Here is a 23,087-nt window from a genome sequence, read left to right on the forward strand (position 1 = left end):
ACGTTTGTTGGTTTGGGTGGTTTGTAATTTGCACCTCCAAAAGCATCCTAGCTAGATAGTAAGAGCTAGGTTATGCCATGCACAAACTAACGCGTTCACCTGATGGGATTTGCTAAAGGTGGTAGGCGGACAGTTATTCTCGTCGTGTGGCGATCCCTGCTTTTACTAGTTTTACATTTCGTCTTTCAAAAGGAGTGAACATTATGAGCAACACCCAAAACCTTAAAGGCAAAAAAATCGCTATTTTGGCAACTAATGGTTTTGAGCAAAGCGAGTTGATTCAACCAAGAGACAAGTTTATTGAGCAAGGTGCTGACGTTGATGTGCTATCTATTGATGATCAGACAACAATTAAAGCATGGGACGAAGACAACTGGGGAAAAGAAATTAACGTTGATAAACAAGTTACGTCTGTAAACCCTGAAGATTACGATGCCCTTGTGCTACCCGGCGGTCAAATCAATCCCGATGTGCTGCGTACCAATGAAGATGCTGTTGCCTTCATCAAAAGTGCAAACAGCGCGGCAAGTATTAAAGCTATAGGTGCTATCTGTCATGGTCCATGGTTGCTGGTGGAGTCTGGGTTAGCGAAAGGTGCAACACTCACTTCGTTTCCTAGTATCCAAACAGATCTCAAAAATGCTGGTGCGACCTGGGTTGATGAGGAAGTGGTGACCCACTCAAAACTAGTCACTAGTAGAAACCCAGATGATATTCCAGCTTTCGTAAACAAAATTAGTGAAATGGTTGCCCAGTAAAAAGGAGGAAGTGTATGTCCACCGCAGCTACAAATAAAAAGGTTATCGCGATAACGGGGGCTTCCAGCGGCATTGGCAAAGAAACGGCAAAGCAACTGGTAAATAACGGTTTTAACGTTGCCCTTTTAGCAAGAAGTGAGGACAAACTGCGTGCCTTAGTCGAAGAGCTTGGCAATGATGTTGCGTTCGCTGTAAAAGCTGACGTTAGCGACTTTAATGAGTTAGATAAGGCGTTTAAACAGGTAAGCGAACATTTCGGTCGTATTGACGGCATTTTCGCCAATGCAGGGCGCGGCGCGAAAGCCGCCGGCATTGAAAAGGGGGACGTAGATGACTGGGTTGGCATGCTGGGCGCAAACGTAAATGGACTACTTTATACCGCAAAAGCCGGATTGCCGTACCTGCGCGATACGCAAGGCCACTTCATTATTACGTCTTCGGTCGCCGGTCGAATAGCTCTCAAAGGCTCTGTATATGGGGCAAGTAAGTGGTTTGCTTATGGTTTCGGTCAGAACCTCGCAGAAGAAATGCGCGAGTGGGGTGGCCGCTGTACAACTATCTGCCCTGGTATGGTGAATACGCCATTTTTCGATGAACCTAAGGAAGATAAGCTTCAGCCAGCGGATATCGCAAAATCGGTATTGTTTGCCCTAAGCGCAGAAGAGTCAGCCTGCGTTCGCGAGGTTTATGTTATGCCGGCGAAGTAAACGAACTGACCACGGGCAAGAGATAGTCTATTCAAGCAAAGGGCAGGGTTAGTCACTGCCCTTTTTTGTTTGCCCCGCCCTTACTTTTAACCTGCCTTATTAATTTCATGAAGCTATTCAAATTAGCCAAATAAAGTATTTTCCCCATCCTGTTACCCCTAATCTAGGTGTTTAGATAAGCGCTAGTTGAGTGAGATAGGCGATTGCAAACTCCTCATTGAAATGGCTTTCCCAAAGGGCCCGCGGCGCAAGAACAATAACAGGAGAGTAAGATGTCTAACGAATTTACGGGTAAGACCGCTATTATTTCTGGCGCCGCTGGCGGCATAGGGCTAGCGCTGGCAGAGGCATTGGCAAGGCAGGGTATGAATATCGTCATGGGCGATATTGATAATACTGCATTAGACGAGTCGGGCAATGATTTACGAGAGAAAGGTTTCGATGTATTGACTTGCGCCCTTGATGTTACCGATTACGCTCAGTGGGAAGATATTGTAGCTAACGCCAAAGAGAAGTTTGGCAAGGTTCATATGGTCATCAATAATGCTGGCGTTGGCGGTACGCCGGGGAAAGTTGAAGATTCGGAGCATGAGACCTGGCGCTGGGTAATGGACGTCAACGTTATGGGCGTACTCTATGGCGCACAAGCATGCGTGCCAGCTATTAAAGAGCACGGCGAAGGAGGTTGGGTGCTAAACGTGGCGTCGATGGCAGGAATGATGGGCATGCCATATGCGGCGGCCTATTGCGCATCAAAGGCTGCGGTTGTCTCTATGACGGAAAGCTGGGTACCAGAACTGAAACCTTTTGGAATCCATACTTCTGTATTGTGTCCAGCATTTGTGAAGACCCGTATCCATGAGTCTTACAGAAACAGGCAGGAAAAGTACGCAGTGGCAGCTGAAAAGCGCATTGATAAAGAGAAACTCAAAGCAGGCGCTCAAGCAGCCACTAAAGCTGTAGAGTCGGGAATCGATGCCTCTGTGCTAGCTGAGCGCGTGATAGAGGCGCTTCAGTCAGAGCAAACTTATATTTATACACACCCGAATTACCGAAAAGTTACTACGGCGCGCTTTAGCGCGATTGATAGCGCATTTGTCGATGCTGAGCAGAGTCAGTCTGTAGGTCATCTTATTGATGATGAAATCGTGACTTTTTAGTTCATTCGCGGCTACGGTTTGCGTATAAATACACGAAAGTGCCCTGAATCTTGTCTTCCAAAAGCCGTTATATAACGGCTTTTGATGTTGTGAGACTCTGAAGGTCAATGACGCGGTCACAGACTTTTTCTAGCTGTGTTCTGTCGTGGCTGATAAAGAGCACCGTGCAATTTTCTTCTCTGCATTGATCGACAAGTAAGTGAGTAATTGCCTTACTTGTAATGGGGTCTAGCCTAGATGTTGGCTCGTCAGCTATAAGTAGCTTGGGCCTTAGTAGCAGCGCGCGCAGCAATGCAATGCGTTGAAGCTCACCTCCACTTACTTCAGAGGCGCTGCGCTCAAACAATTGCTGGTTAAGGCCTAGTTGAGCTGAAAGCAAATCAGCACGCTTTTTAGACACATTGTGAAGCTTTATTACGTCATCAATCAATGATTTAAGCGTAGTGTGATCGGCAAATGAACTGGGGGGATCTTGATATAGCTTTAGGGTTTGATAACGGTGTAAAAGCGTATGAAACGCAATATTGCCTTGATAGGGTAGAAGCCCAAGTAGAGCATCACCTAGAGACGTTTTTCCACTGCCGCTATCACCACAAAGCCCGACAATTTCGCCTTCCCCTAAAGAAAAACTAAGGCCAGTAAATAGTGTATGGTTACCTCTCACAATTGTGAGGTCATTCACCGATACCAGCGGTGCAAACCTATGCGTTTTCTTTGTTGTAGCCGTCCAGTGTTGCGGAGCCGACGCAATAAGGGCTTTGGTATAATTTGATGAAGGGGAGGACAGTATCTTGCGGGTATCACCTGTTTCAACCAGTTTCCCGTTTTTGAGCACCATACATTTACCACCCAGTGCCTCTGCCACTGAAACATCGTGCGTAATGGTAAGTAGCGTACCGTCGTTAGCTTTTTGCTTTAGTTGCTCAATAATATGATGTTTGCGTCCGGGATCTAGCCCTTTTGTGGGTTCATCGGCTAGAAATAAAGGTGCATTAGTCGCTGATGCACAGGCAAAAGCAACACGCTGTGCCATTCCACCGGAAAGTTGAGAAGGGACCTTATCACTGTCGTCTTTAAGAGCCAGGTTGTCTAGCTGTGTCTTCGCACTCTTTTGTGCTTCGCGAGCACCGTTACCTAATGTAAACCGAAAAACTTCGGCGACTTGCTGGCGAATTTTCATCATTGGGCTTAGAGAATGCCATGGCTCTTGCGGCAGCATAACAATGTCTCGCCCCCACAATTGTTCACATTCACGTCGGTTCGCACGAAGCATATCAACACCGTTTACCAGAACATTTCCCGTAACCTTCAGTGCAGACGGTAAGTCGCCCATAATTGCTTGCGCTAGCAGACTTTTACCTGCCCCGGTTTCACCCAATATAGTCAGTGTCTCGCCTTGTTCAAGGTTAAGGGATAGATCCTCTACAATAATGGTGTCTTGCGCGTAAATTGATAAGTGTTCAATAGCAATGTATTGGCTCACAGTTTGCGCTCCAATGCATTACTCTTTGATAGTCTACTGCTGCTGTCAAAAATGAACTTATTTAAACGAGGTGTTTTGTCACTCTTCGCAGAAAGTAAGTGAAAGCCCAGTACGAGAACGAATAGGGTGAAAATAGGTTGTGCGAGCAGCCAAGGTGCTTCGTGATAGTATGGAAAAAGCTCAACTATCATCAGCCCAAGCTCAGGGCTGGGTGGTTTTAAACCAACATAAACGAAGCCCACCGATGCCATGGCGATAATTGAGGATGAGGCACCAAAAGCAGCAAGTGATAACACGTCTAGTCGAATGGCGGGCCATATATGCTTACTAAATAAATAACGTTTTGGAAAACCCATTAGCGCAGAGTTTTCCAGTGCAGGGCCTGTCACTACTGGTAGAGTGATAGCACGTACCAGCCTGAAGTACTCGACAGCCAGTACTAAGGAAATGGCTAAATACAGCATAATGAAAGAGCCTGGTACTAGCGCCGCGAAAAGAAGAATAAGTACCAGTCCGGGGAGCGCCAATATTGTATTGGCAATGAAATTCAACGTCGTATCTACCCAACCTCTACACCACGCTGCAATTACGCCCGTTAGCATGCCAATGATTGATGAACTTAGTACACACAGTGCAGCGAGAGAGAGTGATATGCGCAGACCCTCTGAGATTCTGGCTAACATGTCGCGTCCGAACTGATCTGTACCTAACCAATGTTGCGCACTTGGGGCTTCGAGCACTTGCTTTAAATTTTGTTGATTACCGTTTGTTCCCAATAGAACAGGCTCGCCCAACGCAAGTAATAAGAGCAGCATCAAAAGTGAAAAGCCAATCACTTTTTCAACAGGTAAAGCGAATGTCTTCATTGGCTATGTCCTAGATTTTCCCTCACCCTTGGGTCGAGTGCATACTGACTTAAATCGACTAGTGTGTTGACCAATACGAATAACGTGCCCATCAGCAAAGCTGTGCCTTGTAACATAGTGATGTCACGGGCAAAGACAGCATGGGAAAGTCCGTGTCCTATGCCGGGCCAAGCAAAAAGGCTTTCAATCATAATTACGCCTTCAATTAACCCGATAAGTTGTATGCCCATGAAGGCTAGAGCAGGTATTACAACGTTAGGTAGCGCATGGCACCTAAACGCTTCTAGAGCGCTTAACCCTTTTATCTTGGCGAAATGGAAATAACCCGATTGAACCGCATTAACAGTGCTATTGCGAATTACGCGGTTTGATATAGCCGCCAGGCTTAACCCTAAGGTCATTACAGGTAATATGGTATAGACAAAGCCTGAAGAGCCCGCAACCGGTAGCCAGTTGAGCTCTAGCGCAAAAATAAAGATGAGAATTAGCCCCAAGCAAAAGACCGGTTGAGAGCGCACGAACGTGGAAAACACTAATGCTGTTTTATCAAAAAGAGAAGCACGGCTTTTAGGAGTATTTTCACTTTTTCGAGCGCATCTGATGCCGCTATAAATTCCCAGAGGAAACGCAATTAATGCGGATACCAGAATAGCGAGTCCAGCGAGAACAAGGGTGTAAGAAAGCTGATTTTGTAGCTCAACAACAATGGGGGCCCCCGTGACCAAGCTATTGCCTAATTCCAGTGAGGCTAAATCAGTCATCCAGCTTACGTACTGTTCGAAAGCGCTTCTGTGCAGACCAAGTTCTTCTGCTACGGCGTTAGCGGCACTTGTGCTTACCGCATCGTCACCGTAGCGGCCAGCCGCTATTTTGTAAGCCATATCTCCAGGTAGTGAACGGGTTATAATAAATGTGAGTGTGCCTACACTCCACGCCATCAGTACAGCTTGAAGCAGCCGTTGAAGTAGGATTTTTCTCATTATTATGGGGCTATTCTCATTTGAGATACGCGAAAAGAACGCTCGTAAGGGTCGAAGCTGAAGTTTCTTAGTCGGCTAGATGTCGCCGTTTGCTGCACATAGTACAAAACGGGGATAAGAGGAACGTCTTGCTGAACTTCTTGCATAATTGATGATATCAATGATTTGTAAGCGTGTTCATCCGTGGTGTGACTCAAGGTCTTTAAATCGCTAAACACTTTTTCATTTTGCCAGTTCATTGGCCCCCAATCGCCGCCTTCTTTTGAAGAAAAGTCAGCCAGCATTATACCGAGAGGGTCTGGGATGTTAGCAAAGTTACGCGCCATAAGTGCAGTTTGCAATGTACCATCAGCATGCCCTGAAGGAATGGCACTTACATTTTCCATATGGACAGAGAGCTTCACTCCAATGCTAGCCCACTGATCTTGAATTGCCGTGGCAATGGTAATGAGTTCTGGCCGATTGGCATAGGTAATCATATCCAGCGTTAAAGGTGAGCCATCTTTGTAGCGCACTCCATCCTCACCCACTAACCATCCCGCGTCGGTTAGCAGCTGTGCCGCTTTTTTCCTATTTAATAATAAGTCGCCATTTTCAACGCTATTATTTATTGTTGGATTATTGTCAGCGTCACTCATTGAAATAGTATTGGTAGCATTATCTGTAGTAGAACGAATATGCCAGTCTCGAATATTTGGGCCAAATAGCTGATCAGCAGAGATATTCGATATACGCATTACGCCAGATGCAATGCCTTTTCTGTCAATCGCTAAACTCAGCGCTTGCCTTACTTTTACATCTGAGAGGATAGGATGGCCGCTATTTAACTTAACTAAAGTGGTGCGAGGGATCCTGTCGCTAAACACGTTTACGTTAGAGTCAGTGCGCAACATGCTTACCGCGGCAGGGTCGAGGTTGTACACAATATCTGCTTGCCCCGTTCGTACCATAAGCGCCCGCGTTTCAGAGCGGTGACCCGTTACGTACTCAACGTTTTCAATAACAGCGGGCTCGCCCCAATAATTGTCAAAGCGCGTGGTTGTAATATTGTGGGGGGGGTCAAAGTGCGTAATCTGATAGGGGCCTGTACCTATTAAGGTTTTAATTCGATTGAACTTGCCGAAGGTAGCAGGTGCCACGATCGCAGTTGCATAATTACTTAACAGGGAAGGGAAAGGACGGTAACTTTGGTTCAAGGTGAACTTGATAGAATATTCTGATACCACCTCCATGTTGGCGATCATATCTTTTGAAAATGGCGTTGGTTTACCAAACGCGACCGAAAGGCTTTTGTAGACGGCGTCGGCGGTCATTAATGTGCCGTCATGAAAATACACATCAGGACGTAAATTAAATGTCCAAACAGTAAAGTCCTCATCATTTGACCATGAGCTAGCAAGCCCTGGGATAAGCTGACCTTGGTTATCCACGTCTATGAGAGTTTCCAGAATTTGCATTCGTGTAAACATGTAGCCGGTACTTGCCGGATCGTTATTGACTGGTTCAAAAGGACCACTGATCAGAATTTTGTTTGTAGGTTGTGAAGGTGTGCAGGCACTAAGTAGAACGCTGGCAACGACGAGTAAAATTGTTAGATGTCTAATCCGCATATTATTTTTATGTATTCCCTTCGAGCCTTTAAGCTTTTTCGTGTCTATTTGAATCCTGTGAATCAGTATCAGTATTCTTAGGCTGACGCCCTGAAGAGTAAAACAAAGATCCAGATTGGATAATATACGATTTGTTGAATAAATGTACAGATTGAGTCGGTAGGGCTAAACTACTTTTTGAAAAAATGCACTGGCTAATGACCATCAAGATATTAAGTAATGTTAAGTCGGTGCACAATATTTTCAACTTTTGTAATGGGCAGTTGGTCGTATGTTACATTGTAACTTTAAGCATTTATTAGTAATGCTATAGAGTGATAGTACTACAAATTAAAAAAGGGTTTTGAGCCCTATCAAACACACTGGATAACAATAATGAAAAAGCTTCTTAAAGCGGCAGTTGCTGTATCAGTTGCACTTGCGTGCCCCCCCGCCTTTGCAGACAAAAACGACAAGAATGAAGTCTTCAGCAGTTCAACATTCAAAGCCATGGAGCTGAGAAACATTGGGCCTGCGTACATGTCTGGGCGTATCGCTGATATCGCAGTCGATCAGAACAATCCCTCAACATGGTACACCGCGGTGGGTTCGGGTGGCGTGTGGAAAACTACCAACGCGGGCACGACCTGGACGCCAATTTTCGACGACCAGCCAGTTTACTCCATTGGTGACGTGACCATTGCGCCAAGCAACTCAAATATTATTTGGGTGGGAACGGGCGAAAATAATGGTGGCCGTCACATTAGCTTTGGCGACGGTGTATATAAATCGTTAGATGGCGGTCAAACCTGGAAGAATATGGGTCTGAAGAAGTCAGAGCACGTTTCTGACATTATTATTCACCCTACAAATCCAGATATTGTATGGGTATCTGCCCAAGGGCCATTGTGGAGTGGCGGCGGCGAGCGTGGGCTTTATAAGACGACCGATGGCGGTGAAACGTGGAAGCAAGTGCTTAAGCCAGCTGACGAATGGACCGGGGTAACATCACTACTTATTGACCCGCGTAACCCTGACAAACTTTATGCTGCAACGTGGGCGCGTCAGCGTTCAATTGGCGCCTATGTGGGAACGAACGAAGGCGCAGGTATCCATACTTCCAGCGACGGAGGCGAAACCTGGACTGAACTTAAAACAGGTTTACCACAAGGCAACATGGGTAAAATTGGTATGGCTATATCACCCATGAACCCAGATGTGATTTATGCCACCATTGAAACCGATAATCGCGGTGGTGGCTTCTACCGTTCAGCCGACCAAGGTGCTAGCTGGACTAAAATGTCAGATGAAGTAGGCGGTGGCACAGGTCCTCACTACTATCAGGAAATATTCGCTGACCAACATCAATTTGACCGTGTTTATATTGCCAGTAACTACAGCAAAGTGTCGGATGACGGCGGCAAAACGTGGACGCCCATCAACACTAAACGCAAGCACGTAGACGACCACGCCATGGCGTTCCATCCTACCGACCCAGATTTCGTATTGATGGGATCCGATGGTGGTATTTATATGTCTCACGACAGAATGGCGAATTGGCGCTTTATGGCGAACCTTCCATTAACCCAGTTCTATAAAGTAGCACCAGATGACTCTAAACCATTTTATAAGATCTACGCTGGCGCACAGGATAACTCCACCCAAGGCGGTCCTTCGCGCACTATGCGTGAAGAGGGGATAAAGAACAAAGATTGGTTCTTAACCTTGGGCGGTGATGGGCACGGCCCAGCGGTAGAGCCTGGTAACCCTGACATTATGTATTCGCAGTGGCAGCAAGGAAATTTGGTGCGTGTCGATACGACTACCCGAGAAGGGGTGTATGTTAAGCCTCAGCCACTACCAGGAGACCCAGCAGAGCGGTTTAACTGGGATGCGCCGATTAATGTGTCTGCACATGATCCTGCGCGTATCTATTTTGCCTCACAGCGGGTTTGGCGAAGTGATGATCGCGGTGACAGCTGGACTGCAGTGTCGGGTGATCTCACTAAAAACGGCAATCGCATGCATTCGCCACTTATGGGGCGCACGTGGTCAGTAGAAGCCGGCTGGGACCTGTATGCCATGACAGAGTTTCATACCATTGCCAACTTTGCTGAGAGCCCGGTAGATGAAAATATTCTGTGGGCAGGTACCGACGACGGTATTATCCAAGTGACCACTAATGGTGGTAAATCTTGGAAAAAGATTGAGCTAGATGACATTAAGGGGATTCCAGCCAATTCGTACGTGAATGATATTCGCGCTGACTTGTTTGATCCCAATACGGTATACGTTGCCCTTGATAATCATAAATATGGTGATTACAAACCTTATTTAATCAAGTCGACTAACTTAGGGAAAAGCTGGACTTCATTAGCTGATGATTTACCTGAAAAACACTTAGTGTGGCGTATTGTACAGGACCACGTAAATAAGGACTTATTGTTTATCGGTACTGAATTCGGTGTGTTTTTCTCGGTAGATGGCGGTAAAGACTGGGTTGAGTTAGACGGTGGTATGCCGACCATCTCAACCCGCGATGTGAAAATTCAACGTCGCGAGAATGACTTAGTTGCAGGTACGTTTGGTCGCGGTATTTACATACTTGATGATTATGCGCCGCTGCGTTCATTAACCGAGAAGTCGATGCAAAAAGACGCCATTTTGTTTGCGCCAAGTCGACCGGTTAAGTGGTTCCAGTTAGATGATAATCACACAGACTCTGATGGTGACGATCGCTTTGTTGCCGAGAATCCCGAGCACGGTGCAACTTTCACCTACTATTTGAAAGACAGTTTGCTAACGGCAAAAGAAAAACGCCAAGAAGCAGAAAAGAAACTTATAGAAGACAAAAAGTACCCTAAGTATCCAAGCTGGGAAGCGGTTGAAGCTGAAAACCAAGAAGCTGCCCCAGCAGTGTATGTCGAAGTACGCGACAGTGATGGTGACTTAGTGAAGCGTGTAGAAGGTAACACAAAGAAAGGCTTACACCGTATTACCTGGGATATGAAATATTCACTCACTATTCCGCTTACTGACAAAGACAGCAAGAACAATGGACTCATGGCGCTACCAGGCAGCTATACCGCGACGTTATTTAAGCGAGAAGGCTCCACGGTAACAGCGCTTTCTGAGCCAGCGTCATTTGTATTGGAATCTATCTACGACGGCGCGCTGAAAGGTGCTACGTATGCTGAAATTGAAGCATATGGTAATGCGGTGAACGATGCGCAAAAACGTGCATTATCATCGACGACTGTACTGAAGCAATTAAAAGAAACCATGGGCCTTTTGCGTACCGCGATTGATCGCACGCCAAGTGATGTGAAAAGTCTTGAAGCGCAATACGCTGCTATTCAAGATGAAATTAACGAGGTAAACAAAGTTCTGTTTGGCCTTTCATCTCGCGATAAGATGGGTATTAAGCCTGCAAATGTGTTGAGCCGATTGGGCTATGCCCGTTCTGCATTAGGGTCTTCTTACGGACCAACGCAGCAGCATAAAGACCAGCTCGGTTACGCCAATGATGGTCTAGATGATGTAGTGAAACGAATCGGTACATTGCAGCGTGCTGTACCATCACTTCAACAAGCGGTGGTTAATGCTGGTGGACCGTGGACTACGGGTCTTCCTGTAATCACCAAATAGCGGTAATTGAGCATCACCTTGCTAAGTACGCGGTGGTAGTTTTACTGCCGCGTTTTTCATTTTCTTTGCCAACTTTTTCGGTGCACACTTATTTTCACAGGTATGTATCGCGTAGTGAGATCATCATTGTTTTCTTTTTTGCTAGATTCAAGTTTTTCAGTGTCTTCTAAATCCTCGTCTGGTTTATCGGTATCTATTGCTGCACTACCTTTACTGCTTACATCATCTTTTAGCGTTGCCCAAGGTTCACCGCTCAAGGAGGTAGAGCGTTATACAGTAACGGCTGCACGACCCTATTACGACGAGACGCTTTCGCGCATTTTTCCGCAATATGAGTTTGATAAAAGTGGCCTAGTAGCGCCGTTACATACCAATGATGTCTTACTTCAATCTCCTTCTGTGTCGTTAAATGGGCAGGGCGGGCAAATACAAAGTATCAGTATTCGAGGGTATTCCCGGTGGCGAATTCAAACCCAGCTAGACGGCGTACCGATTGTGAGCGACAGGCGTGCAGGGTCTAGCATAGGCTTTATTCCACCTGACTTTATTTCAACAGTATCTGTATTACCGGGCGCCGCTTCCACTTACCTAGGCTCGGGAGCGATAGGTGGCGCGGTGAACTTGCATTTTGGGGAAATTCAAAAGCCTCACCTACGCGTTGGCTACAGCAGCAATCAACAAATGAAGGCGCTGAGTTATGCTGGCAGCATACGCCGTGCAGACAATAGCAACAGCCTAACTGAAGAGAGCGAGACAGACTGGAACATTTCATACAGAAGCGCCGACAATGGAGAAGATGCGAACGGGGGCTCACTGTTTGATAAATTCGAACAATCAGGGATATTTATTAGACACAGGCCGGTAGATAGCGTCATAAAAGAGGCGTGGACGCTTTATTCTGATAATAACGACATTGGTAAGTCGAGCAGTGACTTCCCAGAAAGTAGAATAACCACCTACCCAAAGAACACACACTGGCTTGGCAAAATAGCGTTTGAAAGTCATCTATTTACTGGAAATGTCTGGTGGCATAAATCTAGCCTAGACACCTCGGTGTTGCGACCAGAAAGCCGCATCAACGACAGCGAAAACAAGGCGTTTGACTATGGGGTTAACATAAGCACAGATACGCAGCTGAAAGACTGGGATTTGAACTGGCAGCTGCAAGTTACTGGTCGAGACGGCGTAGTGGCAGATGAGAGAGAATTCACATTAATACCAGCGGAAAGCGCGTTACCTGACACCACATCGCCCCGTTTCATAACAAATGCATTTGAAGCAGAGCTTGCCTATGAAGTGCGAACTCTCGATGCAAGCGAGATGACTATCGCAGCGGTTGCTGATGCCTCACGTCAGTGGCAAAACTTGTCGCTCGCCCTTGGCGCACGGGTTGACTGGCAGCGGCAGTTTGATGATTCAGGTGCCAATACACTCCAATCTAGCACTGCTCAGACTAACACTAATCTAAGCGGGTATTTAGGCGCAAATTATCAGCTTTCTCAGCATTGGGCGGCCGGTGTGTATGTGTCTAGCGCATTTCGAAATCCGTCTTTAACTGAACGTTTCTTCGCTGGCGAAACGCCTCGCGGTACTGTGTTGGGCAGCCTCAAACTTGAAACAGAGCAAGCGTTAAATATGCAAGCCAGTGTTGCTTACAGCAGTGAGCAATTGCAAGGCTCGATAGAGGTGTTTAATCAGAAAATTGATAACTATATTGAACGCATTATGGCTGCTGAAGATGTGCTTCAATATTCTAATTTAGACAGTGCAACGATAGAGGGGGTGAGCTATCAACTTAGTTGGCAATCGCACAATGACGCATTAGACGCTCGACTTAGCGGAATGTGGATTAGCGGTGAAGACGATTTGGGTAACAGCATTGCAGACATACCTGCAAATAGTCAGAGGCTTGATTTAGGCGTTCAATGGCAAGCTGTGCGGTTTTTTACGGTATTTGCCTATCGTGCAAGCAAGACGGATATTACTGACGGAGAGCGAGCGCTCGATGAGGTATTTACGCTGGACATGGGCGCTGATTGGCAATTAAACGAGCGTATTCAGCTTCAAGCTAGCTGGCGCAACTTAACCAATCAACAGTATTACACCAGTGCCGATGACAAAGCGGCATTTGCGCAGGGCGAAAGTGTTCAACTGGCGATAACTTATCTGTTATGAGTTGTTTAAGGGCTGACGAAATTTGTTCTTTCGATATTTACTTTTCATGGTGGTGTACAGCATGACAAGGCCAGTTACCCACAGCACAAAAAGCAATAGGGCAGCGGGCAAAAACAGCCATAGCTTAGCGCCCTCAAAGAACCAACTACCGTCATGGATTGCTTCAATGGTGTCTGTGCGTCGGTACGCAACCTGAAGTACATCACCATTTTGTGCATTCAGTTGAACTTCCCAATGGTTCTTCCCTCGCACTTTAATGATGCCTTTTGTGGGGCGCACGTCTAATCGGTCTATATCGTCCCAGCTGTTTAATCTAACCTCAGGCACTTGTTTTACAGCGTGTAGCACTTCGTCGAAGGAAATCGTAGGCCCGTTGGTTTGGGTATTCTGCACTTTTTGTGTTGGTGGTTGGATCCAGTCGAATTCTTTTTTAACCTGCAATAATAAACCGCTCGCAATAACAATGATCACAGGAATAAAAATAACCAGAGACAGCCACAAGTGAATACTGCGGCTGTATTTGCGACTGTTCTTGCGAAAGGAACCGAACATGAAACAACACTAATACTAAAACAATGAAAACATTGCTCACTATACGGTAATCTCAATAGGCAGTAAAAACACTCTAACGCGAGGTTTACCCGTTTAAACGGAATTGCTTAGCGTCATTTGATTGCAGGGTGACTAAAGTGAAGTTTCGTGTCGCAGGTAAGGGAGGCCACAGATTCAGTCAATGTCATTTCACCTATCTCTTGCCATTGTGCTTTATCTATCCCTGCATCGTTAAAAATGGCAGCAGATAAAACCCAAGATAGCGTCTTATTTGGGTAATGCTGCAACGACAACTCATCCCTAAAGTCATCTTTATTCACTAGCGGTGTATCAGGTTTTAACGACGCTTTTAGCCAGTAAGGACCTTGCCTTACGTTATTCGCTTTTTCGTCGTTGGGAAGCTGTACTTCTGCCAAATGTGAAACAGGTCTGAAACGCGCATTCGCATTTTTTCCGCTAAACGCTTGATCTGCTTCTTCAAGATCGCTTTCCAAGCGATAAGCGGTGAGCAATTGACTGAAAGGCGGCAATTCGCCCAGTGCGGGCTCGTTGGTCATAGGTAAGTTGGCTACATGCTGGGTTTTAGTGCCACCCAGCGAATGCATTAAAAATATGTTTTCAGTAACCGTACTTTGGGTATTGGGGAAAAGCTTGATTGCCATACCAAAAGCACGCTTATCTCGCTGCTTTGTACCGCTTAAGCTGACTGACGCTCTTACAATAACCGGCACGTTTGTGCGTGCTTGAAAAAGCCCGGAGTAAGGGCTGCTGTGATTAATTTTCCATGTGCCAGCGAAGCAAATACCATTAGCTTGAAGTAGCTTATGCTTGGTACCTAATTCTATAAAATTTGCGTTGGAAGAAAGGGTTCTTTTAGCGTGACTTAGCAGCAGATTTTCACCGTCAGCATCGAAGTGTTTCCGCGACACTTCATATTGCGGTAGCGCCGAATAGGGATCTGAAAAAACACGGCTTTTTACTTCTTCGAACGAAGTCGACGTTGTTGTGAATAGCGATTGCTTTTCAGTTGTATCAGAAGAAGCGAGTGCGTTGCATGACAATAAAACTAGTGCAAAAAAACGGCACGCCGTGAAAGTATTTTTATGTGTAATAGGTCTTTGTTGATACTGTGTAGTTCGAAAAAGGCGCATTGACATGGCGTGCTCCCCTGGTATCACTAGAAATCAACAACTTCTTCATACCCAAAAACGCATGGGTGAACATTTCACCCCAAATCAGCTGCTGGGCCGCACGCACACCATAGGTTGTGTTGCTGTTGAAATCACGCAAAAGTGTAATCTTGATTGCACCTTATGCTATTTATCTGAGCATTCGCAAGCGGTTCGCGACATTCCCATTCAAGAAGTGTTTAAGCGATTAGACAATGTCCTTCGTCACTATGGTCCTGGTACCAGTGTACAAATAACCGGTGGTGACCCTACGTTAAGAAAGCGCAGCGAGCTAATTGAAATTGTCGAATATGCCAATAAGCTCGGTTTGCACACCGCACTTTTCACCAACGGTATTGCGGCTTCCCGTGACCTGCTAACAGCTTTAGCTAAAGTTGGCTTAAACGATGTCGCTTTTCACGTTGATACCACCCAAGAACGTAAAGGTTTCCCTGATGAAGCATCGCTAAATGCTATCCGCGAAGAATACATAGAACGGGCCAAAGGCTTGGGGCTTATGATTATTTTTAACACCACCGTGCACACCGATAATTTCAAAGAATTGCCCATGCTGGTGGATTTTTTTGTGCAGCATGCAGACGCCGTAAGTTTCGCCTCATTTCAGCTACAGGCAGAAACAGGCCGAGGGGAATGGGGAGCAAGAGCTGATGTAATTGACCCCGTAACGGTGAAAGCCGCTATAGAAAAAACAATTAGCAAAGCGCTGCCGTGGGAAAAAGTACGTATTGGGCATAACGACTGTCATAGCTACATGCCAACGTTAGTCGCTAATAAACAGGTTTATTCCGTCGTCGATGATGCACACTTATTTGCGCAGTTCATTGAGGATTTTAAGCACATACAAACAACTCGACAGCACGGCATGGCAAAGATTTTATGGGATTACAGTAAAGCACTGCTTGCTAGGCCAAAGTGGATTTGGACACTGGCTAAAGAGACCTCATTGAAACTGTTTGAAATGCGTAGCAGCGTTTTCAAAAGCAAAGGACGTGTGCACAAATTGTCGTTTTTTGTTCAGAACTTTATGGATGCCAACGCCCTTCAGCAAGACAGAATTGATGCGTGTTCATTCATGGTTATGACCGCAGATGGTCCCATCTCTATGTGCAAGCACAACGCCGAGCGCGATGAACATATATTGAAGCCTCTGACATATACCGACCGCCATGGGCAGAAAAAGCAGTACCAGTTATTGGGAGAACGCTACAAACAAAATAATGTAATACCCATTCGCGAAATCCCAGATACAGCAACACCTAGTTCGCTGTCAGCAAATGCGCTTAGTACAAATGGCAAGCGTCACCATCCAGCCAAAAGCGTGTAAGGAGAAGATCATGAAGCCTCGCCGATTTCCTCAATTTGGGAATGTGTTAGCCATTATCTTGTCCATGCTGCTGTTGTATATTTTACCAGCTGCCAACAGTAGCCAGGCGTCTGATAAGCAGAGAATTGATTACAGTGTTGAAACCGCAGCGATAAAAGAGCTTGAGCAAGCCTATCGAAAGGCATCGCAAGACTGGGAATATGTACTCCAACACTATGTAGATGAGCAGGGGCGAACCGATTTCAAGGGGTTATCTAAAGATATAGTGCCCCTTGAAAACGTCATTAATTTTATTAGTTTTGCTAGCCCTGAAATGACGCCTGAATTGTTTGACTCACCACAATTCATAATGGCCTATTACATCAATAGCTATAATGCGTTAGCCATGTACGGTGTCATTGAAAAAGGTATTCCCGATGGCTTTACCAGTTTCTTTTCACGAGCAGCTTTTTTCAAGTTTCGCGATGTGGTGATTGGCGGTAAAGTCACAAATTTATATGATTTTGAAAACGATGTAATTAGACCGCTTAACGAGCCCAGAGCCCACTTTGCGCTTAACTGCATGGTAAAAGATTGCCCAAGGCTACCGCAAACGCCGTTTTATGCAGAAACCTTAGACGACACTCTTGAACAAGCCACTCGTGAGTTCTTTGGGAGTAAGAAACACTTTTACTTTGATGACAAACGCAAGCGCGTGTACGTTTCGGAAATCCTCGATTTTTATACTGAAGACTTTGTCGCTTCAGGTAAAGCAAAGGACTTGCCTCAATACATTAACCAGTATCTAGCCGAACCTATTCCTAAGAATTATAAACTGCGGTTCATTGATTATGACTGGCGTATCAATGCGCAACCGGAACACTCGAAGGTTTCAACATCTACAAATAGCGACCTTGATAATGCTTCAAGTCAAGCCACAAAGAACCCCATAGTTAAAGCTGCCCTTACTCTGCATTCTAATGAGAGCAAAACGTCAGGTTCAGCACATGCACTAGCGTCAGAATCAGCGCTATTAACTACGCTGTCATCTACGCCGCTGCTAGCAACAGATGTAGCGACAGACGTAGCAACAAATATAGCAACCAATGAATCAACAAACACGCCTTTCATACTTACCAGTACGCCCAACCAAACAACCGTCTTAGAACTTTATACATCTCAGGGTTGCAGCAGCTGCCCGCCTGCGGAAAAATGGATTTCAGGGTTTGTAGAGAGCGATAAATTATGGACAGAACTGGTTCCCATTAACTTTCACGTGGACTACTGGGATTATCTAGGCTGGAAGGATCCATTTGCTGACAGTACTTTTAGTAAACGGCAGCGAGACTACAAGCGTGTAGGCAAAGCAAACACCATTGCCACGCCAGGTTTTGCTTTAAATGGTCGTGCTTGGAATGGATGGTTTCAGGGGCAGTCGTTACCTAACCGAGTCGCCCCTTTGGCTGGTAAGCTTCATGCTTCGGTTCAAAACAACATCATTGATGTGTCCTTCAACAATATCAACAGAAGTACATCGAACACGCTAGTTGTTCACGCTGCGTTACTTGGCTTTGGCATAGAAACCTCAGTCAAGCGGGGAGAAAACGCTGGGCGTAAACTCACTCACGACTTTATAGTAGTCGATTATGAAAACGCGTTATTGAGTGGCAGCGGCGGCAATGCTCATGCTCAGCAAAATGTGGCTAGTCTGCCTTTGCCCACTAATACTCATATAAAAGCCAAAAAACACGCCCTCGTTGTTTGGGTCTCTGATACCAACGACCCCTCGCCACTTCAAGTTGCCGCGTCTTGGTGGTTACAAGGTACTGAGTCTATGTGACGTAGATAGTTATTGTTTTAAAAATGAATTGCGCTTTGCTTTCTTAGTTATCCCACGTAGAGTAGATGTTATCGACAATTTTCGGAGCACGGGGTTTGTGCTACCACATTAGGGTTAAAACAGATGAAGCGAAACAACACCCCAAAACCGCAAAAATTATCGCAAGAAGCATCACTTAGTATCCCTCAAGAAGCGTTTGATTGGTACGATGAATACGCCCACGGGGACATAGACCGTCGAACGTTTTTAACCAGGCTTGCTTCGCTTTCAGTTGCAGGTTTGACCGTGAGCGCTATTGGTGGAGCACTGATCCCTGGCTATGCCAAAGCAGAACAGGTTTCGTTTAACGACCCTGCAATTAAAGCGACTTACGAAGTTTTTTCCTCGCCCAAAGGCCATGGTGAAGGCGGCGGTTATTTAGTGCAGCCCACTAGTCTGCCGGAGTCTGCCGTTGCGCCTTGCGTTTTAGTGGTACACGAAAATCGCGGGTTAAACCCTTATATAAAAGACGTAGCCAGAAGGATCGCTATGCAAGGCTATGTAGCGTTTGCACCTGATGCGCTGTTTCCGTTAGGTGGCTACCCGGGAAATGATGACGATGGCCGCGCTATGCAAAAGAGCCTTGATAAGGACAAGATAGAACAAGATATGGTAGCGGCAGCACTGTGGTTAAAAGAGCACGAAAAAACCACAGGCAAGCTTGGTGTAGTAGGTTTTTGCTTTGGTGGGTATATTGCTAATTTTCTAGCAGCCAGCATACCTGACAAGGTGGACGCTGCTGTTCCTTTCTACGGGACCCCAGCAAAACAGCCCTTAGTTGACCAAGTAAAAGGCCCTTTATTAATTCACTTTGCTGAAAACGATAAGCGAGTGAATGCTACATGGGAGGAATACAAAGTAGTATTAGAAAAAAATGCTGCTGAGTATGAGGCCTTTACTTACGCTAAAGCACAGCATGGCTTTCACAACGATTCAACAAGTCGTTATAGTCCCAAAGATGCTGAACTAGCGTGGCGTCGAACGGTAGACTTTTTTGATAGCCATTTGAAATAGTAAAATGTGAAGCGGCCTTGTTAGGCCGCTTTTTTTGCTTAGTTTTTACCAGCGATTATTTTATCCATGGTAATGGGGAAGTCTCGTACTCTCACTTTGCATGCATCATAAATTGCGTTAGCGATGGCGGCGCCTGCTCCAGTAATGCCTAGTTCACCAATACCTTTTGCGCCCACTGGCGATGCGGCATAATCTGCCTCTTGTAAGAAATCCAGGCTAACTTCGGCAATGTCCCGATTGACTGCCACATGATATTCACCAAAATCTGGATTTACAAAGCTTGCCGTGTCTCTATGGTGATAGATCCCTTCAGTAAGTGCGTATCCAGCACCCCATACCATTCCCCCTTTTATTTGAGATGCAGCTGTTTTCATATTCAAGATTTGACCCGCGCTGAACATACCGTATTGGCGAAGTAGCCTAACTTCACCCGTGTATTCATCTACCTCTACTTCCGCGAAATGAGCGCCACATGAATACTGCTCATCATCGCTGGTGTCATCTTCGGATACGCTACCGGTTGCTGATATGGGGAATTCGCTGTCGGACATAAAGTTGGCGAGTAATACCGGACGACTTACTTCTTCATCATCACCTTGTGCAATCGAAACTAACTTTATTTGCCCATCTAAAATTTGTACTTCAGCTTGGCTAAGGGCTGGGGGAAGTGAGCTTTTAATATTCGCAATAAGCGCTTCACAAGCCTTTTTTACCGCCGAACCAGAGCTTGCTGCGCCAAATGAGCCACCTGAACCACATGAAGCAGGGTAGCGGCTATCACCGAGTTTTACTGTGACATTGTCTACCGACGTATTTAAAGTATCGGCGGCAATTTGTGTGAGAATAGTGTAGGTGCCTGTACCAATATCTGTCATATCAGTGCGAACCGTTACCTCACCGGTAGCACTCAATTCCACTTCAGCTGAACTTTCCACCAGCACATTCATACGCATAGCACTCGCTACGCCATGGCCGATTTGTTTACCCGGTGTGGGCTGTGTTTTATGCTGCCACTTGAAGTTTTGCGCGCCTTGACGAAGGCACTCACCTAAGTTGTGGGTGGTAAACCGCGTGCCTTTCATAGGATGAACTACCGGCAGGTTTTTTATGCGAAACGTAAGCGGGTCGATACCGGCTTCGTGGGCAAGTTCATCAATGGCCGATTCAAAAGCAAGGGAACCAATGGCATCTCCGGGAGAACGGGTAGAGTCGATAAGCGGCAGGTCTACGTCTTTGACCCTATGCGTACTTTCAATGAACTGAGATTTATAGGTAACCCGTGCGCCAGCCCCTGTTGCTTCGGCAAACTCATAGCCCTTGGCTTTTGGCATAGCGCTTTTGTGTTGTACGCTTAACAGTGCATGATCATCACCAGAAGCAAGCCTGATTTTCTGTATGCTGTGCCCTCGATGAGGGGTGTTATAAAAGACCTGACGCCTGCTTAACACCACTTTGACAGCCCGCTCTAAATACCTGGCCCCTATACAAGCGAGCGTTGCATCGTAATGAAGACCTAGCTTAGAGCCAAACCCGCCACCTACAAAGGGGCTCTGCACTACGATGTCTGCTTCATCCATTTCAAGCGTAATCGCAAGCGCCTCAACAGCCGTCGCTATAATCTGAACGCTACAATAGACCTCAAGCTTTCCATCTTTAAAGTCGGCAACCGTGGCGTGAGGCTCCATAGCAGCAGAGATTTGGCTGGGTGTAGTATAAGTTTCGTTAATGCTTGCTTGGATATCACTTTGCTGCGGTTTATCACCGCTAGACGCATCTGCCTCAAACCCACCATCTAGCGACGCTGGTTTTTGCGTTGCATCATCGAATTCTGTCAGCAAATCTGGTATTTCACCGTCTATGGTGAAGGTTACTAGACTTGCGGCATAGCGTGCTTGCTCCAACGTATCAGCAATAACTAGAGCGACCGGCGCACCGAAATGACGAATGTTAGGTTCGTTAAGTACGGCGCGACTTTGAGTAAACCTGCTTTCATCTGCAGGCTTGCTAAATGGCTTAAGAGTACCTGCATTTTTATACGTGATAACTGCATGTACGCCTTCGGCCTGTTCCGCTTGCTCTGTATTAAGGGATGTGATTTTACCTACGGCAGTATCACTTGATACAACCCAGCCTATCAAAGGAGTGCGATCGCTCATATGCTCCGCAGCGTACCTTGCTTGACCTGACACCTTTGCTGAACCATCAACTCGATTAACTGGCGTCCCTACAGTTTTGGCATTATGCGTTGTCATATAAAGCTCCTTCATGTCCTGGGTGCTTTACCTGATGTTCTGCTAACTCTAAAAGCACTTTTGTTAACGTCCTGCGCAATAGTTCTGGTTTAAAGTCATTACTGCCAAACGTTTTTGCTTTGGATAACTCAGCTTCCGCGGCTTGCAATATGACTTCTTGGGTTGGTTCCGCGCCTTCAAGAAAACTGATTGCTTTTTGCGGATACCAAGGCTTGGTGCCCACACCACCAAAGGCGAGAGAAAGGTCTTTAAAACGACCATCTTCAATTTTCAAACCAGCCGCAACAGAAACGAGTGCAAACGCATAGGAAGAACGGTCGCGTACTTTGTGATAGTACTGAGTACCGTTTGCTTTTTTCTTTATGCTGACATGGGTAATGAGTTCATCTTCGTCTAATTGGGTTTCTATGTGCGGCGTGTCGCCAGGTTCACGGTAGAAATCTCGTAGCGCGATTTGACGCGTGTTGCCATCAGGTTGCTGCGTATGTACCTGTGCGTTAAGCGCAATCATGGCTACGGCCATGTCGGAAGGGTGTGTGGCGATACAGCTCTCGCTAGTGCCAAATATGGCATGAATTCTATTCATGCTGTTATATGCGCTACAGCCAGTGCCTGGCTCTCGTTTATTACAGGCTTTTGTGGTGTCGTAAAAATAATAACAGCGGGTGCGTTGTAGCAAATTGCCTGCAGTGGTTGCCCTATTTCTAAGTTGAACTGTTGCACCGCTTAATAAAGCTTGCGCAAGTAAAGACACATTGGGCTGCGTGTGAGCGAACTTCGCTAAGTCAGAATTAGTCACCATGGCGCCAATATAATAGTAATTGTCATCTTCGCTGATAGTGTTAGCTTTATCCCATTTCGCAAGACTTACTAATGTTTTAGGCGTTTCTACCTGTAGTTTCATTAAATCTATTAGGTTTGTACCTCCGGCCAAAAAACGTGATCTTGTGTCCAGGGGCAGGCTACTCAACGGCTTTTCGCCGTTATAATGATGAAGAGTGAATGGCTGCATTATTGTCTCTCCAAAGCAATGACATCGGTTATAGCATCCACAATATTAGGGTAGGCGCCGCAGCGGCATAGGTTACCGCTCATGCGTTCGCTGATATCTTCTTTCAATGAAGCTTTACTGTGACGAGTTTGACTATAAGTAACTGCGCTAGGGTCTTCATTTTTCATTTCCCTAAGTAGGGATACGCCTGAACATATTTGACCAGATGTGCAATAGCCACACTGAAACGCGTCACGCTCGATAAAAGCTTTTTGCAGCGGATGAAGACTCTCACCTTCACCGATGCCTTCAATAGTTGTGACTTCAGCGCCTTCTAACTGGAATGCAAACACTAAGCATGCATTAATACGCTTGCCGTCAGCGATAACGGTACAAGCACCACATTGTCCGTGGTCACAACCTTTTTTGGTGCCAAAAAGTGATAAATGCTGGTGGAGAAAATCTAACAAAGTCGTTCGTGGATCATCGGGAAGACTGACGTCTCTCCCGTTGAGATTTAATGTTGCCATGGAAGTATCC

General features: G+C 46.0%; 17 protein-coding genes. 8 read left to right on the plus strand and 9 right to left on the minus strand.

Features of this window, described 5'->3' with window-relative positions; all coding sequences use genetic code 11:
* Window positions 1-203: 203 nt before the first annotated feature.
* The 3 genes from AC0J2X_RS01525 (at window position 204) to AC0J2X_RS01535 (ending at window position 2,625) form a co-directional block, all read left to right on the plus strand.
* On the plus strand, window positions 204-758 hold the full coding sequence (locus AC0J2X_RS01525) for a type 1 glutamine amidotransferase domain-containing protein (RefSeq protein ID WP_061486339.1): 555 nt from the start codon (window positions 204-206) through the stop codon (window positions 756-758).
* Between the two features lie 14 nt (window positions 759-772).
* Window positions 773-1,465 (plus strand): SDR family oxidoreductase, encoded by a 693-nt coding sequence (locus AC0J2X_RS01530; protein WP_069944700.1) that lies wholly within the window; start codon window positions 773-775, stop codon window positions 1,463-1,465.
* Between the two features lie 272 nt (window positions 1,466-1,737).
* Window positions 1,738-2,625 carry an SDR family NAD(P)-dependent oxidoreductase gene (locus AC0J2X_RS01535; RefSeq protein WP_069944699.1) on the plus strand — a complete coding sequence of 296 codons (888 nt, stop codon included), beginning with the start codon at window positions 1,738-1,740 and terminating at the stop codon, window positions 2,623-2,625.
* Between the two features lie 67 nt (window positions 2,626-2,692).
* Here AC0J2X_RS01535 and AC0J2X_RS01540 read toward each other — a convergent pair whose 3' ends face one another.
* The 4 genes from AC0J2X_RS01540 to AC0J2X_RS01555 are packed head-to-tail and all read right to left on the minus strand — an operon-like array spanning window position 2,693 to window position 7,423.
* A complete protein-coding gene (locus AC0J2X_RS01540) occupies window positions 2,693-4,108 on the minus strand; it encodes an ABC transporter ATP-binding protein (RefSeq protein ID WP_069944698.1) in 1,416 nt (471 codons plus the stop codon).
* Complete coding sequence (locus tag AC0J2X_RS01545; protein WP_069944697.1) at window positions 4,105-4,974, minus strand: ABC transporter permease; 870 nt, start codon at window positions 4,972-4,974, stop codon at window positions 4,105-4,107. Before AC0J2X_RS01545 ends, AC0J2X_RS01540 begins: the two co-directional genes overlap by 4 nt.
* Window positions 4,971-5,954 (minus strand): ABC transporter permease, encoded by a 984-nt coding sequence (locus AC0J2X_RS01550; protein WP_069944696.1) that lies wholly within the window; start codon window positions 5,952-5,954, stop codon window positions 4,971-4,973. The genes AC0J2X_RS01545 and AC0J2X_RS01550 overlap by 4 nt, the downstream gene beginning before the upstream one ends.
* 2 nt (window positions 5,955-5,956) lie before the next feature.
* Window positions 5,957-7,423 carry an ABC transporter substrate-binding protein gene (locus AC0J2X_RS01555; RefSeq protein WP_240491600.1) on the minus strand — a complete coding sequence of 489 codons (1,467 nt, stop codon included), beginning with the start codon at window positions 7,421-7,423 and terminating at the stop codon, window positions 5,957-5,959.
* Window positions 7,424-7,939: 516 nt separating this feature from the next.
* Here AC0J2X_RS01555 and AC0J2X_RS01560 point away from each other — a divergent pair.
* Window positions 7,940-11,191, plus strand: a complete 3,252-nt coding sequence (locus tag AC0J2X_RS01560; protein ID WP_069944694.1) for a VPS10 domain-containing protein — start codon at window positions 7,940-7,942, stop codon at window positions 11,189-11,191.
* A gap of 159 nt (window positions 11,192-11,350) precedes the next feature.
* Complete coding sequence (locus tag AC0J2X_RS01565) at window positions 11,351-13,366, plus strand: TonB-dependent receptor (RefSeq protein ID WP_240491599.1); 2,016 nt, start codon at window positions 11,351-11,353, stop codon at window positions 13,364-13,366.
* Here AC0J2X_RS01565 and AC0J2X_RS01570 read toward each other — a convergent pair.
* Window positions 13,361-13,918, minus strand: coding sequence for a PepSY domain-containing protein (locus tag AC0J2X_RS01570; protein WP_069944693.1), 558 nt, complete (start codon window positions 13,916-13,918; stop codon window positions 13,361-13,363). The two genes, AC0J2X_RS01565 and AC0J2X_RS01570, sit on opposite strands and share 6 nt — an antisense overlap.
* Window positions 13,919-14,031: 113 nt before the next feature.
* Complete coding sequence (locus AC0J2X_RS01575; RefSeq protein ID WP_069944692.1) at window positions 14,032-15,075, minus strand: catalase family protein; 1,044 nt, start codon at window positions 15,073-15,075, stop codon at window positions 14,032-14,034.
* On the opposite strand from AC0J2X_RS01575, the gene AC0J2X_RS01580 reads away from it, so the two are divergent.
* The 3 genes from AC0J2X_RS01580 to AC0J2X_RS01590 all read left to right on the plus strand — a co-directional run bounded on the left by AC0J2X_RS01580 (window position 15,074) and on the right by AC0J2X_RS01590 (window position 19,304).
* Window positions 15,074-16,432: a radical SAM protein gene (locus AC0J2X_RS01580; RefSeq protein WP_069944691.1), complete on the plus strand. Its 1,359-nt coding sequence runs from the start codon at window positions 15,074-15,076 to the stop codon at window positions 16,430-16,432. The genes AC0J2X_RS01575 and AC0J2X_RS01580 overlap by 2 nt on opposite strands.
* A 10-nt stretch (window positions 16,433-16,442) precedes the next feature.
* Window positions 16,443-18,251: a DUF1223 domain-containing protein gene (locus AC0J2X_RS01585; RefSeq protein WP_069944690.1), complete on the plus strand. Its 1,809-nt coding sequence runs from the start codon at window positions 16,443-16,445 to the stop codon at window positions 18,249-18,251.
* 123 nt (window positions 18,252-18,374) lie between these two features.
* Entirely contained in the window at window positions 18,375-19,304 is a 930-nt protein-coding gene (locus AC0J2X_RS01590) for a dienelactone hydrolase family protein (protein WP_069944689.1), read from the plus strand.
* A gap of 38 nt (window positions 19,305-19,342) precedes the next feature.
* Here the strand turns inward: AC0J2X_RS01590 and AC0J2X_RS01595 are convergent, their stop codons facing one another.
* The 3 genes from AC0J2X_RS01595 to AC0J2X_RS01605 are packed head-to-tail and all read right to left on the minus strand — an operon-like array spanning window position 19,343 to window position 23,077.
* Window positions 19,343-21,556, minus strand: a complete 2,214-nt coding sequence (locus tag AC0J2X_RS01595) for a xanthine dehydrogenase family protein molybdopterin-binding subunit (protein WP_069944688.1) — start codon at window positions 21,554-21,556, stop codon at window positions 19,343-19,345.
* A complete protein-coding gene (locus AC0J2X_RS01600) occupies window positions 21,543-22,568 on the minus strand; it encodes an FAD binding domain-containing protein (protein WP_049587884.1) in 1,026 nt (341 codons plus the stop codon). The genes AC0J2X_RS01595 and AC0J2X_RS01600 overlap by 14 nt, the downstream gene beginning before the upstream one ends.
* Window positions 22,568-23,077, minus strand: a complete 510-nt coding sequence (locus AC0J2X_RS01605) for a (2Fe-2S)-binding protein (RefSeq protein WP_039228167.1) — start codon at window positions 23,075-23,077, stop codon at window positions 22,568-22,570. The genes AC0J2X_RS01600 and AC0J2X_RS01605 overlap by 1 nt, the downstream gene beginning before the upstream one ends.
* Window positions 23,078-23,087 lie beyond the last annotated feature (10 nt).

The organism is Alteromonas sp. R7 (genome assembly GCF_055755235.1).

What these genes read in the sequence shown, in the direction of transcription:
- AC0J2X_RS01590 (WP_069944689.1), top strand. Translation starts at nt 18,375, where the DNA reads ATGAAGCGAAACAACACCCCAAAACCGCAAAAATTATCGCAAGAAGCA.
- AC0J2X_RS01595 (WP_069944688.1), bottom strand. Translation starts at nt 21,556, where the DNA reads ATGACAACGCATAATGCCAAAACTGTAGGGACGCCAGTTAATCGAGTT.
- AC0J2X_RS01560 (WP_069944694.1), top strand. Translation starts at nt 7,940, where the DNA reads ATGAAAAAGCTTCTTAAAGCGGCAGTTGCTGTATCAGTTGCACTTGCG.
- AC0J2X_RS01575 (WP_069944692.1), bottom strand. Translation starts at nt 15,075, where the DNA reads ATGTCAATGCGCCTTTTTCGAACTACACAGTATCAACAAAGACCTATT.
- AC0J2X_RS01550 (WP_069944696.1), bottom strand. Translation starts at nt 5,954, where the DNA reads ATGAGAAAAATCCTACTTCAACGGCTGCTTCAAGCTGTACTGATGGCG.
- AC0J2X_RS01530 (WP_069944700.1), top strand. Translation starts at nt 773, where the DNA reads ATGTCCACCGCAGCTACAAATAAAAAGGTTATCGCGATAACGGGGGCT.
- AC0J2X_RS01580 (WP_069944691.1), top strand. Translation starts at nt 15,074, where the DNA reads ATGGCGTGCTCCCCTGGTATCACTAGAAATCAACAACTTCTTCATACC.
- AC0J2X_RS01525 (WP_061486339.1), top strand. Translation starts at nt 204, where the DNA reads ATGAGCAACACCCAAAACCTTAAAGGCAAAAAAATCGCTATTTTGGCA.
- AC0J2X_RS01585 (WP_069944690.1), top strand. Translation starts at nt 16,443, where the DNA reads ATGAAGCCTCGCCGATTTCCTCAATTTGGGAATGTGTTAGCCATTATC.
- AC0J2X_RS01545 (WP_069944697.1), bottom strand. Translation starts at nt 4,974, where the DNA reads ATGAAGACATTCGCTTTACCTGTTGAAAAAGTGATTGGCTTTTCACTT.
- AC0J2X_RS01555 (WP_240491600.1), bottom strand. Translation starts at nt 7,423, where the DNA reads ATGTTTACACGAATGCAAATTCTGGAAACTCTCATAGACGTGGATAAC.
- AC0J2X_RS01535 (WP_069944699.1), top strand. Translation starts at nt 1,738, where the DNA reads ATGTCTAACGAATTTACGGGTAAGACCGCTATTATTTCTGGCGCCGCT.
- AC0J2X_RS01600 (WP_049587884.1), bottom strand. Translation starts at nt 22,568, where the DNA reads ATGCAGCCATTCACTCTTCATCATTATAACGGCGAAAAGCCGTTGAGT.
- AC0J2X_RS01570 (WP_069944693.1), bottom strand. Translation starts at nt 13,918, where the DNA reads ATGTTCGGTTCCTTTCGCAAGAACAGTCGCAAATACAGCCGCAGTATT.
- AC0J2X_RS01605 (WP_039228167.1), bottom strand. Translation starts at nt 23,077, where the DNA reads ATGGCAACATTAAATCTCAACGGGAGAGACGTCAGTCTTCCCGATGAT.